This is a genomic window from Listeria grandensis FSL F6-0971, from assembly GCF_000525835.1.
Classification (GTDB): Bacteria; Bacillota; Bacilli; order Lactobacillales; family Listeriaceae; genus Listeria_A; species Listeria_A grandensis.
Genome location: NZ_AODD01000035.1, coordinates 55,350 through 75,327 on the forward strand (window position 1 = coordinate 55,350; position 19,978 = coordinate 75,327).

Annotated in this window: 21 protein-coding genes; 4 read left to right on the plus strand and 17 right to left on the minus strand. The window is 40.3% G+C overall.

The features are described from left to right. Nucleotides 1-298: 298 nt before the first annotated feature. Nucleotides 299-658, plus strand: coding sequence for an immunoglobulin-like domain-containing protein (locus tag PGRAN_RS14610; protein ID WP_036068264.1), 360 nt, complete (start codon nt 299-301; stop codon nt 656-658). A 45-nt stretch (nt 659-703) separates the two neighbouring features. On the opposite strand, the gene PGRAN_RS14615 is transcribed toward PGRAN_RS14610, so the two are convergent. From PGRAN_RS14615 to PGRAN_RS14635, 5 genes are read right to left on the minus strand one after another with little or no spacing between them, the layout of a single operon-like run. After that, the gene (locus PGRAN_RS14615; protein ID WP_036068266.1) at nt 704-2,446 is read right to left on the minus strand and encodes a PTS sugar transporter subunit IIA; all 1,743 of its coding nucleotides are present in this window, start codon (nt 2,444-2,446) and stop codon (nt 704-706) included. 4 nt (nt 2,447-2,450) lie between these two features. Then, the gene (locus PGRAN_RS14620; RefSeq protein ID WP_036068268.1) at nt 2,451-3,626 is read right to left on the minus strand and encodes a MalY/PatB family protein; all 1,176 of its coding nucleotides are present in this window, start codon (nt 3,624-3,626) and stop codon (nt 2,451-2,453) included. 52 nt (nt 3,627-3,678) lie between these two features. Further along, nucleotides 3,679-4,737 (minus strand): zinc-binding metallopeptidase family protein, encoded by a 1,059-nt coding sequence (locus PGRAN_RS14625; RefSeq protein ID WP_036068270.1) that lies wholly within the window; start codon nt 4,735-4,737, stop codon nt 3,679-3,681. Continuing rightward, the gene (locus PGRAN_RS14630; protein WP_036068272.1) at nt 4,691-6,163 is read right to left on the minus strand and encodes a PTS fructose-like transporter subunit IIBC; all 1,473 of its coding nucleotides are present in this window, start codon (nt 6,161-6,163) and stop codon (nt 4,691-4,693) included. The genes PGRAN_RS14625 and PGRAN_RS14630 overlap by 47 nt, the downstream gene beginning before the upstream one ends. Nucleotides 6,164-6,178: 15 nt before the next feature. Then, on the minus strand, nt 6,179-6,622 hold the full coding sequence (locus PGRAN_RS14635) for a PTS fructose transporter subunit IIA (RefSeq protein ID WP_036068273.1): 444 nt from the start codon (nt 6,620-6,622) through the stop codon (nt 6,179-6,181). A 532-nt stretch (nt 6,623-7,154) separates the two neighbouring features. Between PGRAN_RS14635 and PGRAN_RS14640 the strand changes: the two genes are divergently transcribed. Together PGRAN_RS14640 and PGRAN_RS14645 are read left to right on the plus strand one after the other, a co-directional pair. Beyond that, nucleotides 7,155-7,439, plus strand: a complete 285-nt coding sequence (locus PGRAN_RS14640) for a hypothetical protein (RefSeq protein WP_036068274.1) — start codon at nt 7,155-7,157, stop codon at nt 7,437-7,439. Beyond that, nucleotides 7,396-8,646, plus strand: a complete 1,251-nt coding sequence (locus tag PGRAN_RS14645; RefSeq protein WP_036068275.1) for a hypothetical protein — start codon at nt 7,396-7,398, stop codon at nt 8,644-8,646. The genes PGRAN_RS14640 and PGRAN_RS14645 overlap by 44 nt, the downstream gene beginning before the upstream one ends. A 195-nt stretch (nt 8,647-8,841) precedes the next feature. Here PGRAN_RS14645 and PGRAN_RS14650 read toward each other — a convergent pair whose 3' ends face one another. Further along, nucleotides 8,842-10,020, minus strand: coding sequence for an LPXTG cell wall anchor domain-containing protein (locus PGRAN_RS14650; protein ID WP_051998684.1), 1,179 nt, complete (start codon nt 10,018-10,020; stop codon nt 8,842-8,844). Nucleotides 10,021-10,124: 104 nt separating this feature from the next. Continuing rightward, entirely contained in the window at nt 10,125-11,084 is a 960-nt protein-coding gene (locus tag PGRAN_RS14655) for a hypothetical protein (protein ID WP_051998685.1), read from the minus strand. A gap of 302 nt (nt 11,085-11,386) precedes the next feature. On the opposite strand from PGRAN_RS14655, the gene PGRAN_RS14660 reads away from it, so the two are divergent. Continuing rightward, nucleotides 11,387-12,403 (plus strand): WxLIP family cell surface protein, encoded by a 1,017-nt coding sequence (locus tag PGRAN_RS14660; RefSeq protein ID WP_036068277.1) that lies wholly within the window; start codon nt 11,387-11,389, stop codon nt 12,401-12,403. Between the two features lie 150 nt (nt 12,404-12,553). Here PGRAN_RS14660 and PGRAN_RS17830 read toward each other — a convergent pair whose 3' ends face one another. From PGRAN_RS17830 to PGRAN_RS15925, 10 genes are all read right to left on the minus strand, one after another. Beyond that, nucleotides 12,554-12,670: an LPXTG cell wall anchor domain-containing protein gene (locus tag PGRAN_RS17830; protein WP_077914718.1), complete on the minus strand. Its 117-nt coding sequence runs from the start codon at nt 12,668-12,670 to the stop codon at nt 12,554-12,556. Next, nucleotides 12,651-13,826, minus strand: a complete 1,176-nt coding sequence (locus PGRAN_RS14665) for an MSCRAMM family protein (RefSeq protein ID WP_036068278.1) — start codon at nt 13,824-13,826, stop codon at nt 12,651-12,653. Before PGRAN_RS14665 ends, PGRAN_RS17830 begins: the two co-directional genes overlap by 20 nt. Beyond that, a complete protein-coding gene (locus PGRAN_RS14670) occupies nt 13,823-14,536 on the minus strand; it encodes a hypothetical protein (RefSeq protein WP_036068279.1) in 714 nt (237 codons plus the stop codon). The genes PGRAN_RS14665 and PGRAN_RS14670 overlap by 4 nt, the downstream gene beginning before the upstream one ends. Nucleotides 14,537-14,567: 31 nt before the next feature. After that, entirely contained in the window at nt 14,568-15,098 is a 531-nt protein-coding gene (locus tag PGRAN_RS14675; RefSeq protein ID WP_149024080.1) for a hypothetical protein, read from the minus strand. A 530-nt stretch (nt 15,099-15,628) separates the two neighbouring features. Continuing rightward, entirely contained in the window at nt 15,629-16,690 is a 1,062-nt protein-coding gene (locus tag PGRAN_RS17405; RefSeq protein ID WP_241433373.1) for a glycosyltransferase family protein, read from the minus strand. Beyond that, nucleotides 16,671-17,717, minus strand: a complete 1,047-nt coding sequence (locus tag PGRAN_RS17410) for a glycosyltransferase (RefSeq protein ID WP_241433374.1) — start codon at nt 17,715-17,717, stop codon at nt 16,671-16,673. The genes PGRAN_RS17405 and PGRAN_RS17410 overlap by 20 nt, the downstream gene beginning before the upstream one ends. Nucleotides 17,718-17,776: 59 nt before the next feature. Next, nucleotides 17,777-18,100 (minus strand): hypothetical protein, encoded by a 324-nt coding sequence (locus PGRAN_RS15910; protein WP_051998686.1) that lies wholly within the window; start codon nt 18,098-18,100, stop codon nt 17,777-17,779. A gap of 8 nt (nt 18,101-18,108) precedes the next feature. After that, on the minus strand, nt 18,109-18,975 hold the full coding sequence (locus tag PGRAN_RS15915; protein ID WP_051998687.1) for a CgeB family protein: 867 nt from the start codon (nt 18,973-18,975) through the stop codon (nt 18,109-18,111). 13 nt (nt 18,976-18,988) lie between these two features. Then, nucleotides 18,989-19,693 (minus strand): CgeB family protein, encoded by a 705-nt coding sequence (locus PGRAN_RS15920; RefSeq protein WP_051998688.1) that lies wholly within the window; start codon nt 19,691-19,693, stop codon nt 18,989-18,991. A gap of 10 nt (nt 19,694-19,703) precedes the next feature. After that, nucleotides 19,704-19,961, minus strand: coding sequence for a hypothetical protein (locus tag PGRAN_RS15925; RefSeq protein WP_206537383.1), 258 nt, complete (start codon nt 19,959-19,961; stop codon nt 19,704-19,706). Nucleotides 19,962-19,978: the final 17 nt, after the last annotated feature.

Genomic DNA, 19,978 nt, shown 5'->3' on the forward strand with positions numbered 1-19,978 from the left:
AAAAAGATGCGGCGTTTTCGTTTATTTAATATATGACATAAAGTACATTATTGAACTAAAAAACATGCTTGCTTTACGGAAGTTTTGCATTTTTTAACCTGCTCCTTAGTGCTATCATTGTATACGTAGTGGCACCAACGTTGCTACAACATCTCAGAATGTCTATTAGCTAAGAAAGCCCAGCCTACCGGTACATAAAATACCTCGAGGCCCGATATTGGCCGTTGCCTAAAGATGAAGCCATTCTATACAAAATGGAGGACAACTAATCATGAATAACTCAATGAAGAAATGAACAATGGTAACAATCGCAGCAACAATGCTTGCAACTTCAGTGGTAGCAACTCTTCCGACAGATGCACAAGCTGCAACATCATCCCTGTCTGCCAGCACATTAAACAGCTTTTCTATTACATCACCACAACTATTAAATTTAACAAAAGATGGTTTTTCCGGTAAGTATGGTTCTGACATCACTTCAGTTAAACTTCTTGCAGAAGGTAGAGTGGTAAGTGTTGCTACTTTGTCAAACGGAACTTATTCTTTTAGCGGTTTACTAAGCGGCAAAAAAATCCGTTCTACTGACTTCGTTAGCGTGATCGGTTACAATGCACAAGGTAGCGAACTACACGAAATCGTTTTAGATATCACGGAATAATATATGAGAATAGGGCAGGAGTTACTCACAAACGTAACTTCTGCCCTATTTTTCTATGCAAGCGATAAACGCCGCGTAATTAGATAAACCTAAAATCGTCTCATCGTCGTGCTCATTAAGTACATAATATAAGTAGCTAAACACCTTCAATTCTGTACTCACGTTTGGATTCACACAAGCAAATAAAGCATTTTGCACCACCGTACCGTCGACTTGAACAGGATTAGCCAAATGCACAAACACTGCAAAAAAAGCTTGACTTCGTTGTGTCGTACAATGAGGCAACGCAAGATGGTTGATCACTAAATTATTTCCCTTTTGCTCTCGTTCCTGAATTTTCAATGCTTCGTCTGGGCTTAAAACCGCCTTCTCCACAAGCTGCTCACAAATGCCATGAACAATCATGTCCCAATCTTCATCCGCCTTATTATCATAATCCATCGCTAACTCTTCCGGAAAAAAAGTACGAATATTTTTGCGAACATCAATTTTTTCTAACGTATCTTGTATTGCTTGTAATTCGATCTTGGTGATGACTTGCTTGATATCAATACACTCCACATCCACTTGAATATCTTGAAACATCGCATGATTATTCAAAAGTAGCTTAATCTCCTGTTGTTCAAGTATTTGCTGCAACTCTTGTTGGTGCGTCACGACAATGACTTCCACGGTCTGAATTTCCCGCTCCATCATTTGTTTATTAATACTGGCCACCGCATATTGATCCGAGAACAAAACGACCTTCGCCGACGCCTGTTTTATCCGTTCCATCGCACATGAAAAATATAAACCAATCAAATCAATATCGTATAGCTCCATTCCAAACACGGCATTCGCACTCGCCACAAAAGTGATACTGAGATCAAACGCTAGCGGATAGACCGCCTTAATGTTAGCGATATTATGCAATTTACGATCGTGCAAAATAATCGGATATGCGATACTTCGCTTTAAATGACCCGCCAACTGTTCCACAAGCTCCATGTCATAAACCGGCGTACTATACTGTTCTGCCTGTCGCTGTAAAATCAACTGCAACTCATTTGTCGTAATAGCCGCACTTTTTCGCTGCTGTGTTTCAATAAAATCATGTAGCAAGCGATGCGCTCCCGGTGAAATCCCTAGCTCTTCTAGAAAAGTCATTTTTGGAACGTCCAGCGCAACGCCATCATCTCCCAATACCATCGCTGCCAGCACCAAGCTCACCAAATGCGCCGAATGAATATTAGGATAAACACGAGCCGTATCCATCTCCCGAATTATTTGTAACATATGAAGATAGTCATTCATCGTAATTTCAAGGCGCTCACAGAAAAAAGCAGGATTTTTATCAATTAAATTCGCTAACAAAATCATTTTTCTAAAAAGCGGCTCATTTAAATAGTGCCCATAGTTCGGTTTGGACTTAATATCTAATCGGTTCGCATAATGCGCCCGCAAAAAAACGATTTTTTCAGATAGGACTGGCTTAGAAAGAAATAACGTCGCTGCTAAATCATCAAGCGTTCGAAAATCATGACGTAATAATTCCAGCAAAATAAGCTCATCGTCGTACATAGACTGATGCAAAAGGTTTCTGTAAGCTTGCCGCTCATGAATCTGCAACTGATACCCGCCGGCTTGACTAGAAGTAATTTCCCCTATCGATCGCAAAAGATGATTGATTTGAGAAATATCACGCAAAATAGTTCTTTTCGATGTTCCCATTAATTTTGCTAATTCTAAACCGCTTGCTTTGCTATTTTCTAAACGTTCCATGATCTGCACTTGTCGCTGATTTAGCATCGTATTACCTCCTCACTGTTTGAATTGCCTTATGCATTCGCTCTAAACCATCCACTAATTTACTTCGAGAACAGGCCACGTTCAATCGCAAAAAACCTTCCCCGCCATATGTTTCTCCCGGCATGATTGCCACTTTCCCAACATGCACCAATGCGTCTTGTAAAGCGTCTTTTGTAAGGCCCAGCGCCGAAACATCAAGCCATGCCAAGTAAGTTCCCTCTGGTATTTCAAACTTGATTTCAGGCATCTGTTCGTCGATAAAGCTTTTCACAAAATGCATGTTTCCTTCTAAGTGTGCGACCATTTCATCGGCATAATCTGCACTCTCATTGTATGCTGCCATCGTTGCGTACATGCCTAAAATACTAACGGAGGAAAGCGCATCCCGTTCCTTCAATTGCTTCAAAAAAGCCACGCGTAAAGCCTCATCTGGTACAAGTAAATAAGAACCTATCAAGCCCGGCGTATTCATTGTCTTACTAGCAGACGTACAAATACACATATTCATCCGGTTCTCACTCAAACTAAGAATCGGCGTGTACTGCGCGTTTTTGTAAACAATATCCATATGAATATCATCTGAAATAATAAAAACTCCGTTCCGCTCACAAATCTCGATAATTCGCGTTAATTCCTCTTTATCAAAAACGCGCCCCGTCGGATTATGCGGATTAGTTAGCAACAAAATTGAAGCATTTTCCACCTGTTTTTCCAGTTGATCAAAGTCAATGCGATACTTCCCATTATCCCACAGAAGCTTGCTTTCGACTAGTTCCCGATTATTTTCACGAATCAGGTTATAAAAAGCATCATACATCGGCGAAAAAACCACGACACGATCCCGTTCTGCACTTTTCAGGCGTAATAAAACAGAAATAGCGTAACAAACCGTTGGACTATACAGTACCCAATCTTTGTTAAAGCTTGCATCAAATCTAGTTTGATACCACTGAATAATACTGCCCTTAAACGCCTCATGATTCCATCTTGAATAGCCAAAAACCCCGTGCGCCACCCGCTTTTGAATCGCTGTTAGGACTGGTGTTGGCACCCGAAACTCCGTATCCGAGATGGAGAACGGCAATAAATCTGCTTCCCCAAAACGGTCTTCTATATAATCCCACTGCGTACAATATGTATTTTTCCGGTCGACGACTTCATTAAAATCGTATTTTTCCATTATGTCATCCCTTTCTCCAAAAAGCTCAGCGCGTCCGCCGAGCCTTTCGTCCCTATATAAATTTACAAATCGCCTCATGTTTTTCCTCGCCATATTCCGCCAAGAAATGATGCAATAATGTCGCCAAACTATCGTAATCCGTCCGTGAAATCATCGAAGCATTCGCATGCAAATATCGCGTCGGTAAACAAAAAGCCACGACTGGGCGTCCACCTCCCATCACATTATAACGACCGCCATCCGTTGCTCCCGTCTTCATCGTGCAAAACTGGAGCGGTTCATCCATCTTATTTGCCGTTTCCACAAGGCTCTGCTTCAATTTTTGATGGGGAATGTAGCGTTTATCAAACAGGGCAAGCGCTGCGCCTCCGCCAAGTTTCAGCGGAAACTTCGTCCGATCAAAGCCTGGCGTATCACCCGCAACCATCGTATCAATCACGATCGCAATATCAGGCTTAATCACCTCCGCCGAAGTTTGCGCCCCGCGAAGTCCGACTTCCTCCTGCACCGTTGCCACCGCATAAAGTGTCATTTCCTCGTTATCACAGCGTTTAAAAAGTTCGGCAACAAGCGCACATCCCGCTCGGTTATCCAGCGCCTTGCCAAGAATCCGATCTGGCGTGAGCGTTGTAAAATTTGGCTCTGGGCAAACAAGGTCCCCGACTGCAACACCCATCTCGCGCACCATCTCCGCCGAGTCCGCACCAATATCAATAAACATCGCATCATGCTCCATCGGCCGCGCCTTATCTGCCTCACTCAGCGCATGCGGGGCAATCGAACCGATAATCCCAACCACTTTTCCGATGCTAGTCCGAATCTCCACACGATGATTCAACATGTTCTGATTCCACCACGAGCCCACCGTCTCAAACAGGATAAAGCCGTCCGCCGAAATATGTTTCACCATAAACCCGACCTCATCCATATGCGCAATAATCGCCACTTTGGGACCTCTAGAACCCTTACGCGCGATAAAACTACCCAAACCATCAAACGTGATTTCGTCCGCCTGATCGACTAATTCCTTATACAAAATTTCGCGGATTTCTTGCTCGTCACCGCTAGTTCCCGATGCCATCACCAGTTGTTTCAGTAAATTCGTCTCCATCTTTTTGTTTCGCCTCTTTCCGTTTTACCCACCATGTTTTCAAAACAATAATCAAGAAAATATTTAAAGCAAGACCAAATGCTAACACCAGATAAAACCAATACCACGGCGACATTAAACCGATCAGCGGATCAAAAATACCGATACCAGGTGCTAGCCTTTGTACGCCGAACATAATCGTTAACATCCCAGCAATCCCACCACTAAGTGTGTTGGCTGTAATCATCGGGAATGGTGCAGCAAGCGCGTATGGAATCGCAGGCTCCGTCGCAACTGTCGAACCAACAATAATGGAACTGATTGCCGCGCCTTTTTCTTGTTTTGTGAATAATTTTGGAGCGATAAATGTCGAGATTCCTGCCGCCATTGGAGGCATGAGCGCCACAACACCAACGATCGCATACCAATCATAAATTCCTTTGTCGAGCAGCGAAAAACAGAAGAACCAAGCTGTTTTATTAACAGGGCCACCCATATCAAACGCAAGCATCGCGCCAACTAAGAACGCCGCAGCCAATTTCATTTCAGTCGGAATCGTGTTCAAGAAATGAAGCATACCGTCCATCATCCCACCCATTACAGGACCTAGTACGTAATACGTTAGAATACCGAAGACAAATAGCGTCACAAACGGAATCAACATGGAACCAAGTAATGGTTGCAAAGCCTTGCCCAATTTGACTTTCCGGAAATATTTCACAAAATAACCAATGGCTAGACCAAGGACAACAGCACCTAGAAAACCAGCGCCAGACTCTGTGCCGAGCATCGTGTTATCATTCGCCAAATAGGTTACCAAAAAGGCGGGGGCAAATGCAGGCTTATCCCCAATCGAGCTCGCAATGTATGCACCCATAATCGGAATCATGAATTTGAACCCTAAGTACCCAATCGTTTCAACGACCCACGCAAACGACGGATCGCCATTCGCCATATCCACATACGGCATCCCAAACTGCACAAGCATATTCGCAATCGCAACGAGTAAACCACCACCGATAACAAACGGCAAGGCAGCAGAAACGCCGGCCATCAAATGGCTCATCACGCTTCCTGTTGGTACATCTTGTTTTCCCATTTTAATATTATTTTCTGCTGTAAACACCGTTGCCTTGCCTTCTAAATCATCATAAATCGTCTCAATTTGCTTCAAGGCCTCCGAAACCTTCAGTTCCACGACCTTCTTGTTCGCAAAACGGAATCGGTCTTCCTCACTAATCGTGCGACCTAAAGCCAATATCACATAATCTGCAGCCTTAATTTCCGCCGGGGTCAAATGATTTTCAACACCACTCGCACCTTGCGTCTCCACTTTTATCGTGTATCCAAGCGAAACTGCCTTACGTTCTAGCGCCTCAGCAACCATATACGTATGCGCAATGCCCGCCGGACAGTTCGTAATCGCTACAATATTTAAACTCGTCATACTACTCGCTCCCTTTTATGAAATAACGCCCTGAACTAACGTCAAAATTTCTTGCTCACTCCCTGACTTCAACTTAGCAACAAAATCTGGATCCATCAACTTACGGCTTAGTTGGGATAACAGACGCAAATGCTCCTGACCACCCGTTTCCGGCACGAGTAAACAAATCCAACAATGCACCGGCTGATCATCTAGCGCCTCCCACGCCACCTCGTTAGCACCACGTCCAACCAAAACACCAACCTCTGTCACAAAAGCTGATTTCGCATGAGGAATCGCAATCCCTCCACCAAATCCAGTTGTTGACTCTTCTTCCCGCAACCATAAATCACCATAAAAACCCTCCGCACTTGAAACCTTCCCGTTCAAAAGCGCTAATTCCGCAAACTCCTTCAAAATTTCGGCTTTTGTCATCCCTTTCATTGCCACATTTATTCCACTTATATTCATGATTTCCATTTCAGCTCAACTCCAAATTTTATTATTGCTTATACGCAATTGATAACGTTATCCTGTACTCCTTTTCAGTATAGTTGATAACGCTTACTAAAAAAACCACAGAAATGTCACACACACGATGACATTTTCATTAGGAATACGAATAATAGTTACATTAAACACTTTTATAAAATGGGTTATTCCATAAAAAAAGGATATAGATTTAAGATGTGACACCTTTATGAATTTTTTTTACAAAAGAACTGCATAATATGAACTAGTTTGCCTGATAAAAGCATAAATACAGATAATTTTTATTCAAATTCTTACTAACAATTCTATCCAAATTAAGTTTCAAATGATACTTTTAATTATTTATAATACGAATAAAAAGGGTTTTTTAATTACAATAAAGTTATATTTATAAATAAAAATAAATAGAGCATCCTTCTTTATACAGCAGTAAAAAACGATTCCACCATCCATTGCCTTTTCCTCCCTCACCCGCTAAACTAAAGTTATAACCTAGTTAAAAAAAGGGGAGGAATTATTAATGAAACACTTTTTCAATAAGCGTATCGCTGCTATGGTTCTTATTTTTGCAGTATTTTTCGCATCTTTTGCACCTGCAGCGAACGCTAGTATTCTGAATCCAGCGATTTACACTGTATCTGGGACAGTTTACGCAGACACAGACGGCGATGGCGTGATGGAGTTGCACAACTTGGACTTGCCACTTGCAAACATGACCGTAACACTTCACAAAACATTGGCTGACGCACAAGCAGGAACAAATGCAGTCGCTAGTGCAAAAACAAAACGCAGTCGGAGTTTATAACTTCACCAAACTCACAAAAGGGAACTACTTCATCAAATACGGCACAGAAACAACAACAAAACCTATCGTGCAACAAAATTCAGCACTTGACGCAACTGGAAAACAAATTCCAGGAATTGCAACAGTAACAATCAATACGTTGAATGTTGTAACTTGGGCAGACTTAGCAACGAAGAAAGCAACAAACTTAACTTTGACACCATTTGAAGATTTAAATGGAAATGGCGTGAAAGACAGCAACGAATCAATCATAACCGGCAAAACATTAATCTTCATCAACTTAGAAAAAACAGCAGACCTTATTTCAAGTGGTCGCTTATCAGAACTTGATTTAAACTCTAAAATCCTTGGTGCACTAGGCGGAAGCTTAGACATTGAAGATGCAATCCTTTTCAGAACAAGCAGTAAAAATGAAGCTATCAAAATGCCAGACGTAGATCCAGGCATGTACGTGATGGTTCGCTCACCATTTAACTTAACGGTTGGCGATCTACTAGGAAACATTGATAAAGTAACGGCAATCATCAATATTATCTCTGGTGGCGATATCCAAGGAATCCTAGACAACCCAACCTTGTTGGATACAGGTGACATCTCGACAACACCAAATAACGATTACATCAAAGCATTAGCAACTTTTCTACCAAAAGCGATCAACTCAGTAGAAAAAGTAGATGTAGAGAAATATCTTGGCACAGAAACAGCAACGAGTGTCAACACAACGCTTAGCGAAGTTCAATCTATCGCAACACTATTAAATCACATCCCCTCTATGCGTTTTGCAAAAGTCGATATTTGGGGTAATTCGTACGATTTAACAGGTCTTAAATTTACAAAAACAACAGACTTCCAATTCGGTATTCGCAAACTTCCAGTCATCACAGGCGATCTTTTCGTCGATAAAAACAAAAACGGCAAAAAAGACTTGTTAGAGTTTGGAAAAGCAACAAAAGTTACGGCATATGATGCTAACGGTAACGTATTACAGTCGATTACAACATCATCCCTAACTACAAAATTCACGCTAGATAAAATTCCATTCGATAAAACGGTCTATATCGGCATCGATGGAACAAATGGTTACAGCCCAGTATACACAGGAGCAGTTCCTCCTGCATTACAAGGTTTGCGTTTAGTTGGCGCTTATACATTTGATTCTAAGAGCTCCATCCAAGAAATAAAACAAAACATTCCTTTATTACCATAATAAAATGTAGGAAGCCATCATTCGACGTAAATATAGCGGATGATGGCTTTTTTAGTGTTTGCTATTACATTCTCGAGTTCGTCACTAGACACTTATGCTCTACATCAATCGTGACAAAGACAAAAGAGATAACCTTTCTACTTTGATCAAAAAGTAGCGGTTATCTCTTTACTAGGTTATAACACGAGGACTTATTTAGTCTTCTAACTTCGTGAATTTACGTTTGATAAGCATATAAATGGCTACCAAAATAGCTCCTAATCCTGCAGTCACCGGAAGAATTGGCATTGTGTCACCTGTCTTCGGCAAATCATTTGTATTCGTTGCTGCGTTCACTGCTGGCTTTGCCTGCGCTGATGCATCGTTGCTTTCTGCCAAGCTTGGAATCGTCGGTTTGTTTGTAGCATCCTTTTCAGGTGTCACAATAACTTCTTTATCTGGATCTGTCACTTCTGGCGTAGTTGCGGCTTGTCCAAGCGTTACATTTGTCGCTGTTGCCCAGCCATTAAGCGGAAGAATCGCGTACACAGCATCTTTATTTAGCGTTCCACTTACAAGATCAAAAATACCGGTCGTGCCTTGACGTGAAGAATAGCGGTACTGTGCAGTGAGTGTCGTACCATCATTTCCTTTTAGCTCTACTTGACGTCCAGCGAGTAGATCCATTCCTGGGTCTTTATCCAATGCCAACTCAAATGAAGTTGCATCAACAAACGTCGCCTTCGCAATGACTAATGGTGCCATTTCTTTTGCAATGAAAGTTGAAGTCGCCATATTTGCCCAGTCGCTTGTCACCGTGTAAGTGATACCAGGTATTAATTTTTCACCAGCTGGTAAACGGAATTTAGGCGCTTGGCGACGATCAGAAGCTTGTGTAAATGGTACATAATTCGCTTGGAATCTATCACCATTACTTCCTGTTAGTGTCACACTGCGATCACGTAAGGATGAGATGACTTGAAATAATTTTCCATTGGCATCCTGATTATTATCATCAATAATAAATGCTTGGTCACCACGTCCACCAGCATAGGCGGCAATGATATTCGCATAATCCACCACACCATCCGCTTGGAACGACTCTAGCTCAAACGTATCATTGGTCACCTGTGCTAAATCTCGCATATTAATTTTAGCATTACTTCCAACAAAGGTTTCTACCGGCGCATCCTTATAGCTGAGCGTATAAGTTTTCCCAGGTTGTTGCACGGTCACAGGAACGATGTATGTGCTCTTAGAACCAGATTTCAGACGAGGTACATTAACAATACTTAAACCATCGCTAAATACAAAATTCTTCTTGATCGCTTCTAAATTACTGTCCGCAACCTCTTCCGCAGAAAGTGCCTCTGGAAAAATAATTTGTAGTGTCATCTTGTTCAGCGACTCAATTTTATAGGCTGCTTGTTGGCCAAGTGTAACATCCGTGTTCGCTGCCCAGTTATTTTGTGGTACAATTTTATAAGCGATATCAGGATTCAGCGTTCCACCGCTCGTGAAGAAAAACGGTAACTCGCTGTTAGTTCGCTGCCATCTGCGCCTTTAAGTACGACACTGCGTCCAGCTAGCAAGTCCATTCCAGGGTCTGTCGCAAGTTTTAACTTGAACGACGTCGCATCAACAAACGCGGCAGAATCAATTGTTAGAGGCGCCATCTGACGCGCTGTAAACGAATTGTTCGTCAATTCTGCCCAATTAGAACTCACCGTATAGTGCACACCAGGAGTCAAGGTTTCACCTGCTGGCAAGCGGAATTTAGGCGCTTGACGACGATCCGATGCCTGCGTAAATGGGACATAGTTTGCCGTATACACATCACCATTATCCCCGGTAATCGTCACACTTCGATCACGTAAAGACGAAATAACCTGAAAAGCTTGGCCTGCTGCATTCTCGTTGGCATCATTGACTGTAAAAGCTTGATCGCCGCGTCCACCGGCGTAGGCCGCGATAATATTCGCATAATCTACTACACCGTCTGCTTGGAATGATTCCAGTTCAAACGTATCATTCGTCACTTGGTTCGTATCCCGAATCGACAACTTCTCGTTACTTCCCGTGAAAGTCTGCTCTGCACCATCTTTATAGCTAAGCGTGTAGGTTGTTCCAGGATTTTGAATCGTCACAGGAACGATATACGTATTCGTAGAACCGGATTTCAAACGAGGCACATTAACAATCTGCAATCCGTTACTAAATTTAAAATGCGCTTTAATAGCATCCAAATTACTATCTAAAACGTCTGCTGCCGGCAATGTACCATCAAACTTAATTTGCAGCGTCATCTTGTTTAGTGCGCGCAATTCCGTGATTTCTGCCGTAGTTGTAATATTTGCGGTTACAGCTGAAGCTCCGATTGGCGCCATTTGTGGAGCAACTGCTGCAAAAACGGTCGTAGCTACTAGTATAGAAGATAATACTTTTTTTGATTGTGTCATTTTAACATTCTCCTTTTGGTTACAAAAATGATTACTCTCTTTATCATAACTTCCATTTATAAACTGGAAATAAGCATGCTATTAAAAAATTATTAAGCACTATTAAATTCAAAATCATTTTTTTCTTAGTCTGGAAAATTTATGATACAATTCCCATTATGTTGTTTTTATACGCTATACTTATTATGTAACAGTTTTCACATTCCTCAAAGGCAAAATCCCCTTTTACCTAAAGCTCTCTAGCGCGATCCCCCATCCCTAGAGAGTGATTACCGCCATTATTCTCTAGGAGGAGTACTTACATGAAAAAACTGATGACCCTGCTTTTAATCGTACCATTACTCGCTTCATCACTTTTGTTTCCCGTTCAAAGTGAGGCCGCTGAAATGAACTTTTCCGTAAGCGCGAACATTCCAGATAACCAAATCGATAAAACTAAGAATTATTTTCATTTGAAGCTCGCGCCTGGTCAAAAGCAAACGGTTGATGTTGTTTTGACGAATGAAACCAATCATGAACTGACCATCCTCACCTCGGTGAACACGGCTGTCACGAACAATAACGGGATTGTGGACTATAGTCAAAAAAATCCCAAGCTCGATGAAACGCTAAAGTATCCGATTTCCAAGCTCACAGAATCAGCAGGTGAAGTCGTTCTTCCCGCCTATTCGAGCAAAAAATATCCCATCAAAATCCAGATGCCGCTTGAATCATTTGACGGAACGATCCTAGGCGGTGTCTACTTCCAAGAAAAAGCACCCAAGAAAAAAGAATCTCAATCTAAGGATATTCAAATCAAGAACCAGTACGCCTATGTTATCGGCATGATGCTTTCACAAAATGATACCGAAGTGAAAGCCGACCTCACCTTAAATGACATTACACCAACGCAAATCAATCATCACAACGTTGTGACGGTAAATTTGCAAAATACAGAAGCTACAATCCTCAAAGATCTCGATGTAAAAGCCGAAGTTTTCAAAAAAGATGGCACGAAAGCTTTATTTGAAAGCTCTAAGCAGAACATGCGCATGGCACCAAATTCTAACTTCGACCTCCCAATCAGCTGGGACAACAGGGAATTCGCTCCCGGTAAATATCGCTTAGACCTGATTGCAACAAGTAGCGGGCAAGTTTGGAAATGGTCTGAATATTTCACAATAGATAATAAAACTGCAAAAGAACTAAATGCAACCGCACTCGATATTGAAAAAGACTACACTTGGGTGTACCTTATTATCGCTGTATTTGTCTTACTGCTAAGCCTGTTCCTCGTGTTCTTACTAGGTCGACGCTCTAGAAAAGACGACAATGAATAAAGTCTAAGAAAAGGCCCCTGCTAGCTTTCGCTAGCAGGGCCTTTTTCTTAGACTAGACTTTTTAAAATATTAGTATTTTAGTAAGAATATTACCATACTTTTCTAATCCCCAATAGGACTCTTTCTGTTTACTCGCAAACTCAACTAGCATCACTTTCGACTACGATAATAAAGTAAGCTAACACTTATCAATGAAAAACCGATTAAGAATATAATCTGATCCGAACTATCTCCTGTTAATGCAAGTCTAGATGGTCGAATAACAATAGCGTGATCTCTCCATCCCTCTACTTTTTTTTTCGGGTACTATCCCTCTTATCACACCTGGTTTCAAGCTATCTTTCCCAGGTCCATCACTATCCAGAAATTCTTCTAGAATTTCTGGATCCTTATCTGGTTTGTTTACAATCGGCATACTTGGATCTTCGTTCACCGGCAACTCCAAAATCGGGTCTTCTTGTTCTGGAAGCTCGTCATGTTCAATACCGCCTGCTGCCTCTCGTTTATTTTCCACAACAATCTCCAGTGGAACCATGATATTTTCCGAACGAATCTCAAAATTTATAGGACTTATATCTAATATATAGTTATCAGGAGCGGAGGTTTCTACTAATGTATATGCGCCGATCGCTAACTCCGAAAGTACTATTTTTCCAGCCCTATCCGTCGTCAGGTTTTCTTTTATAAGCGTTCCCTCACCATCCAACAGCTTAAATACGGCACCACTTAAAATATTCGTTTCATCATCCATATCTACCTTAGTAACAATTGCAGAACCTGTTCCATCCACTACCGTTCTTACCGTGTTCGAATAATAATCACTGTCTAAAAATGAAATGGATGCTGTATTTTCAATAGTTTCTTGGTCATTCAAGGTTCCCACTGGTGTTACTGTAAAATCAATAAATTCCGTGCTACCAAATGGAATCTCCTTTACTACCTCAAAAGAAACCCTGTTGTTTGCTTCATCATAATGTGCTTCAAAATAATCACTGTCTTGCATCCTACCATAACGAACCGTGTCCGCCAACTGATCTTCAATAATGCTTCCGACTGAAATCGGCCCTTCCTTAGCAAATAAAGCCAAATTATATCCTAATTCTTTTGTTTCTGTCGTTATTCTTTCTTGACTCACTTTTTTCGTCAGTAGCTTGGCTTGATGGTCTACAATGTATGATTCAGCCATAACAATATCCGTATGACTCACTTCATCCGATGAAAACGTTGCTGTATTCTCATAACTTTCTCGTATTTTGTTAACTGAAACACGATATTCTACAATATAATTTTCATCAGGCGACACATTGCCAAAATCCACCGAGAAAGAGGTCAGGTCTTTAGCCACTTTAATCTCACCGGAAAAAGTGTCCGTAACGTACTTTTGCACCCCATCGGTTACTTGCTTAATCCTAATACCATTCACTGATTCCTTGGATCCTCCGATCCCAAGGCCAGTTGCATTTGGATCAAGTATGAGCCTTCTGGTAAATTATCGGAAACAGAGACATTCGTTAGTTGTTGCTTCGTTGGCACATTCACCCAAAGTTCATACCGATTCGGCGTACTACTTTGAAGGCTAAGCTGATGCCATTTGTTCTCAGGATTTACTGGCGCCATGCTGTATTTACTGAAAACCGCACCCGGAGTGGCCTCTTCTCCATGGATAAAAGGTACCTCCAAATTATCCTCTGCCTCACCTAGTTTAGCATTAAATGATACGTCCATTTGTTGCTCTGTAATAAGTGCTGATCGAAAAGAGATAATAAATTGACCTTTCAGAAGGCTACCTTCATTTAGTACTGTATTTACTTTTAGCGTAACATAGTAGTTCGTGTCATCCGCTGAAATATTCTGAAACTGCCCGATACTCGAACTAGTTGATATTGAACTTGCACTACCGTATACAACGTTCTTAGGAATTGTAACGACCAGCTTATCTTTTTCTGCTGTTAGACTGTCTGCACTAGCGATTAAATCAACTGTTAATACTACTTGTGTATTGCTATGGATCGGTTGCGGATTGATATCTAAACTAATCGTATAGTTCTCAGCTGCTAAAACGCTCGTCATCGAGCTCAGCATCGTTACCAATATGAGCACCGTTACTAGTAAAACCGTTATTCGTTTCTTCATTTTCTTCCCCCTGGCATTCTTTTTCTATATTTTATGGCAATAGATTCTCAAGTTTTTTTAATAAATATGGCTGGAAATAGGTTCCTGTCAAAGAATGATCCGAATAGTCTTGGACGTTTAACTCTATTGTTATATCATTGCGTAAGCATTCCTTCCAAAATGGCTGAAAATGTTGCTCGTAATGAAAATCCCCTTTTCCAATGTGAAAGAAAATATCTGGATAGCTTGTTTTCATTTTAACTAAGTTCAAAATTTTATTATTATAGTAGCGTTGTCCTTTACTGCGATTGTCGCCAAACATGCGATCCATTGCGCTTTTTATGGCATCATTCTTCTTGCTTTTTTCAATGAGATAATCCCCAATTAATATTTGCGGAGCAGCGACAACTGCCGTCCCCAAATGGTATTTCAACGCGTAATATAATGCTGCACTCCCGCCTTTACTAGAGCCTATTGTAATAATTTTATCCGCCGATATCTGTAACTTATTCGCGGTTTCAGTGAGCAAAGCAACAACCGTTCTTTCAAAATCATGAGACCTATTAGCCCCATATAATAACAAAATTGACCTTGATAATCGTCTAGTAGAAATAATTTATTAACTTTTAAATGCTTCAACGTTCGATAATAATTAAAAACGCCTCGCCCTCCTTGGAACTCTCTCGTATGAATACCTGCAAAAACCACTAAAAGGCGATCTGATATAGTACTGTGATCCTCTAAAATATATTTCAAGGGAACATCATTCATGTATACTTTTTCTGCGTTAAAATTGGTTTCTACCTGCTCATTCATCCGTAAATCTAAATGAATGGGAGGTGATATTTGATGTGCAATTAATTTTCCATTCAGCCTAATAAAGATTCGAAATGAGTAACTCCCACTCTCTATTGGTTCAAATGAAAAGCACGTGTTTTTTGTTTTTATGGGACTGTACCCATGCCTCTCAATAATCGCTTCATTATAATAGACATAGTACGCATATTCGTATAGCGGTATGTCTTTGCTGTCCACAGAAAAACATACGTTCATTTTTTGATTATCAAAGCTGACGTCCTCTATTTGCAATATCTCCATATAAAGCTCTCCTTATTATGTTTGTCTAAGTTCCTTGATAAGTTGTTCGATACGATGGCACAAATTAGCTTTATCAAACTTTGAAATCCCCCAAGATTGAAGCTTATTATCCGACTTATTACTTGTTGAAATAGCGCGGATCATGGCTTCTATATCCGCATATATATATTCCTTCGGATAAATCGTGTTAGCGCCTTTCCATGCGCGAATGACAGGGATAGCACCAGATGCAATACTCTCAGAAACAGCAACATGCGAGCCCTCATAATCACTCGTCGACAAAAAGAAGCCAATCTTTGTAAGCCACTGATCCACATCATTTCCATGCGCATCAAATATCACACTGTTCTTCCAAGATGCGTTATTTATACGCTCAAATACAGACTCATAATAGTCTCGTTCCGCCTTTCGACCTTGAAGCCAAGGAACATCCTCCGGCAATTTACTCTTAATAAACAAGCGGTAGCGCTGATCTTGATTCCATAATTCTTCAAAAATATCAATCGCAATATCTAATCGTTTTCGAGCTGGCAAGACACCACAAATACCCAAATGAAATTTTGCATCCTTTTGCTTTGGCTTATTTAACTTTTGAGCATCTATTAAATTATCGATATAAATCATTTTGTGGCGTGGAAATTGAAATTGCTGTTGAAACTCTTCTAACATATACGGCGTTATGACGATAAATTTATCAATATTTTCGACTTCAAAATTGCGTGGAAATGATAAATCTTTTTCTTGGAAGTGTAGACGAATAATTAGTTTTTGCCCCTCTCGTTTATGTTTGGAATACCAAACTCCATTCCCTAATCCCCATTCACAAAAAATAATATCTGCCCATTCTAAACAAGCTTGGCTCTGCTCCTCGTCATGCACATCATGACCCAACCACTTATCTAATCGCACCTCATAGTCCTCATGCTCTTCAAAATAAGCAATAATCATCTGTGCAAATTTTAAATCATGCCCAGCAAAAACAATGCGCGTTTTGTCTGTCCGGTAAGACCACAGGAAGCCTTTAAGTCGCTGGTACGCATTAGAATATGTAAAGGCTTTACTTGCTGCATAAACCATACGTGAACTTTTTTTTGTATACTCTTTCGTCGCTTAATACAGTCATCGCCTTTTCTAAAAAATCCTCCTCGTCATCTACAAATAATGGATAGTCTTCACCTAATAGCGCTGTATGCATCTTCGTTTTTCGCAACAATACAGGCTTTCCGAGGCGACCGTATTCCAGCAACTTACTAGAAAGCTCTACACTGTCATCGTTATCAAGAGACTCGCTTCGCCAAGCAATACCGACATCACTTTGTGCAATAATCTCTTGGGCCCTATCCCTCGTTACAGCACCATGCCAGTGAATGACTTCATTTTTTTCCAACTGATCTTTGATTCGCAATTGCTTATCTCGCTCGCGTAATCGATCTTGAAATTTGTCTCCCACAATATGGAATTTTATTGCTACTTCTTCTTGTTTAAAAACAGTTGCTGCAGCTATGATTTCTTCGGTGTGCCAGTCCTCATGAAACTTGCCTGCATAAACTAATGTGTTGTGCCTGTTCGAAAAAATAGGCCTCTTAATCTCGTAGTCTGGAATCATCGGATATAGAATCTGGATTTTTTCTCCTGAAACTCCGATTAATGTTTGAAAGGTTTGCTTTGTTTCCAGCGTCTGCAAAAACATATTTGGAAAATAATCATAAATGGCGCGCAAAGCATCCCTCTCCACCGCCGTAGAATTTTTTTCCTCATGCTTAAAATCAGTAATATAAGGAATCGTCTTGCTTTGTAATGCCCTTTTATGCATGATTTCTTCCACTAGGGCAAATCCCCTCAAAATAATAATGTCATATTGATTTTGTACATCGAGCTTTTCAATCAACTTAGCCGCATCTCTTACACTCAATCGATCTTTAGATAATGCCTCTTGTGGAAAGAAATCATAGGGCGCTATTAGTTGGAGGTTGCTAATATTTTTCACAGAAGAAATCAATTGTGGCGTTTTTTCCGGTGCTTTCAGTAATAAGTCAACCTTAATTCCTTTACTCTGTGTCAACATTTGCGCAATCGACGTTAGCCAAATTGCAGATCCGTCCATAAAATTCAAATCAATGTCTCCATACAATAAAATTTTTAATCGTCTCATTATTTACCCCCTTACAGTTCATAATAGGCTTGTAGCTCCGAACCAATCGTTGACCCATTTTTAATAAAATTATACTTATCCGCACTAAAAATCTTCGCCCCTTGTTGAAAATAAGAAACCGCTGGACTACCTTGCTCCATTTCGTCCAGCAAATCAGTAATGGAACTAGTTATCTTAATTGCCGTACTCATTAATGCTCTGTCTAGTTTCACATCATTTACAAACATATATTCTTCCTTTACGCAATATTCCTTGATTTCCCCTATCGTTAAATCGTATACAACCGACGCTTTCTTTCCGATAATATCAGCCTGGCTATAAACACCTGCCTGCATCAAGTCTGTTACATAATATTCCCCATAATAATGATCTGGCTGATATAACCGTAGTAATTCGTATCTATCAACGCTTGTATCGTTTTGTATTGATCCGCGTATTCTTGTATATAAATACTCACTTGTTCATCATTTTCGCTCTCCATTAACCTCACCATATCTTCTGAGTAAGGCATGAAAATCGCTAACTTTTTATGGGGATAGGCTTGATTTTCAAAAATAGCCCTCACCTTATAAAAACTTTCAGGACTTGATACCCGTGCAAGTAATGTCACCGTGGCTTCCTTTGGACAGAACGCAATACCCGCATTTTCTAATATCATTTGAATTCGATGCGCATATGTATGTTGTCCATAAATTACGCGTATTCCCATCATCGCTTTTTGCCTATATTTATGAAGATCCGTATGAATCATTTCAAATTTCTTTGTTATTTCTACACCAACATTCGGCATCATCACAAGTTCTCCGAACATCTCACTGATACCTCGCGAATAACTACTCACAACTGGGGTTCCACACGCCAAACTCTCAAAGACACGCCTCGAAAACATCGTCGGAGATTCCTTGACACTATTCACATTGAGTGTATATTTATAGCCTTTATACGCCTCTTCAATACGATGGTACGGCAGACTTCCGACGACAAAATCTCGAAACCGTTCCGGAAATTGAAACTCCACATCCTGTCGTTCAAAATTACGATCAAAAATATCCAGACCATATGCCGCACTAATATCAAGGATTTGATCCATATCTTGTCGCCTTGCTGGATGACGATTGGCATAATAAGAACCAGCAAAACAGATCTTATTCCTGCGTTCTGGAAGTAATTTTATCGGATTATGTAAAAGTGGTTGCGCCGCAAATGGCATTACAAAAACCTTATCATGTCCAGCTTTCTTTTTTATATTCTGGTATCATATTGGCATCTGTTGTGTAAATATAATCAAATAACTTAGCCGTATCAATAAATTTTTCAAAGTGGATAGGGTCTTCTTTATTCCAAAATATAGTTGGAATCCCATTCTTTTGACACCATTTAAGCAATCCTTTTATTTCTGACCTGCGCTCATTACTATACTTACCAATCTTGTATTCCCAAGACTTAGAATTACCATGCCAGGCAGATTCTACAAGTAACATATCCGGCCTTTCTTGTTCTAATATACGCCGCCAATTCTCCGGTGAGAAAGTAATTAAATCCATTTCTTTTGAGAAGCATGTATGACTAAATTCATCTAGGATACAAGCTACCTTAAGTTGTTTTAAATTTTGTATAACGCGTGGTTGCTTAGTTGTTGCATCTTGAATCATTACTTCATTCTTCTGATAAATCCGCTTGATCGAGCATTTTTTCAAGTTTAATAAACCTTTCCCTGATATTTTGAGTGCGATTCGAATCTGTCTCGTATACTTAGAAAGCTTTATGTTATTCGTCGTATTCAGCTTGATTAAAGTGCTAACTATTTTTTTATCATTCGTATATTCTACTAGAACCAAATTAGCTGACATTTCCCCAGTAACCTCACCAACGACTTGCAATTCAATCTCTTCATGTGGCAATACTTTTACAGCCTCAACACCTGCCACCGGCGCCTTATCAAAATTGATATTCTCCTCTAAAAATGAAAAATAGGTTGCCTTGTTTTTTAATTTGGATTATATATAAGGTGTCTTTTTTCTCAAATAAGTGGATATCTTCGCCGTCCGCTTCCCTTACATACCAGCGTGACGCATCTAAAAAATGTGCTTCTTGTAATATCGAAGGATTATTTTCCGCTAAAATTCGCTTTTGAACATCATTTATTCGTTCTAATACTTTGGATAAATTCTGTATTGTTCCAACCATCTTTCCCACCCAATTTCACCTGAATA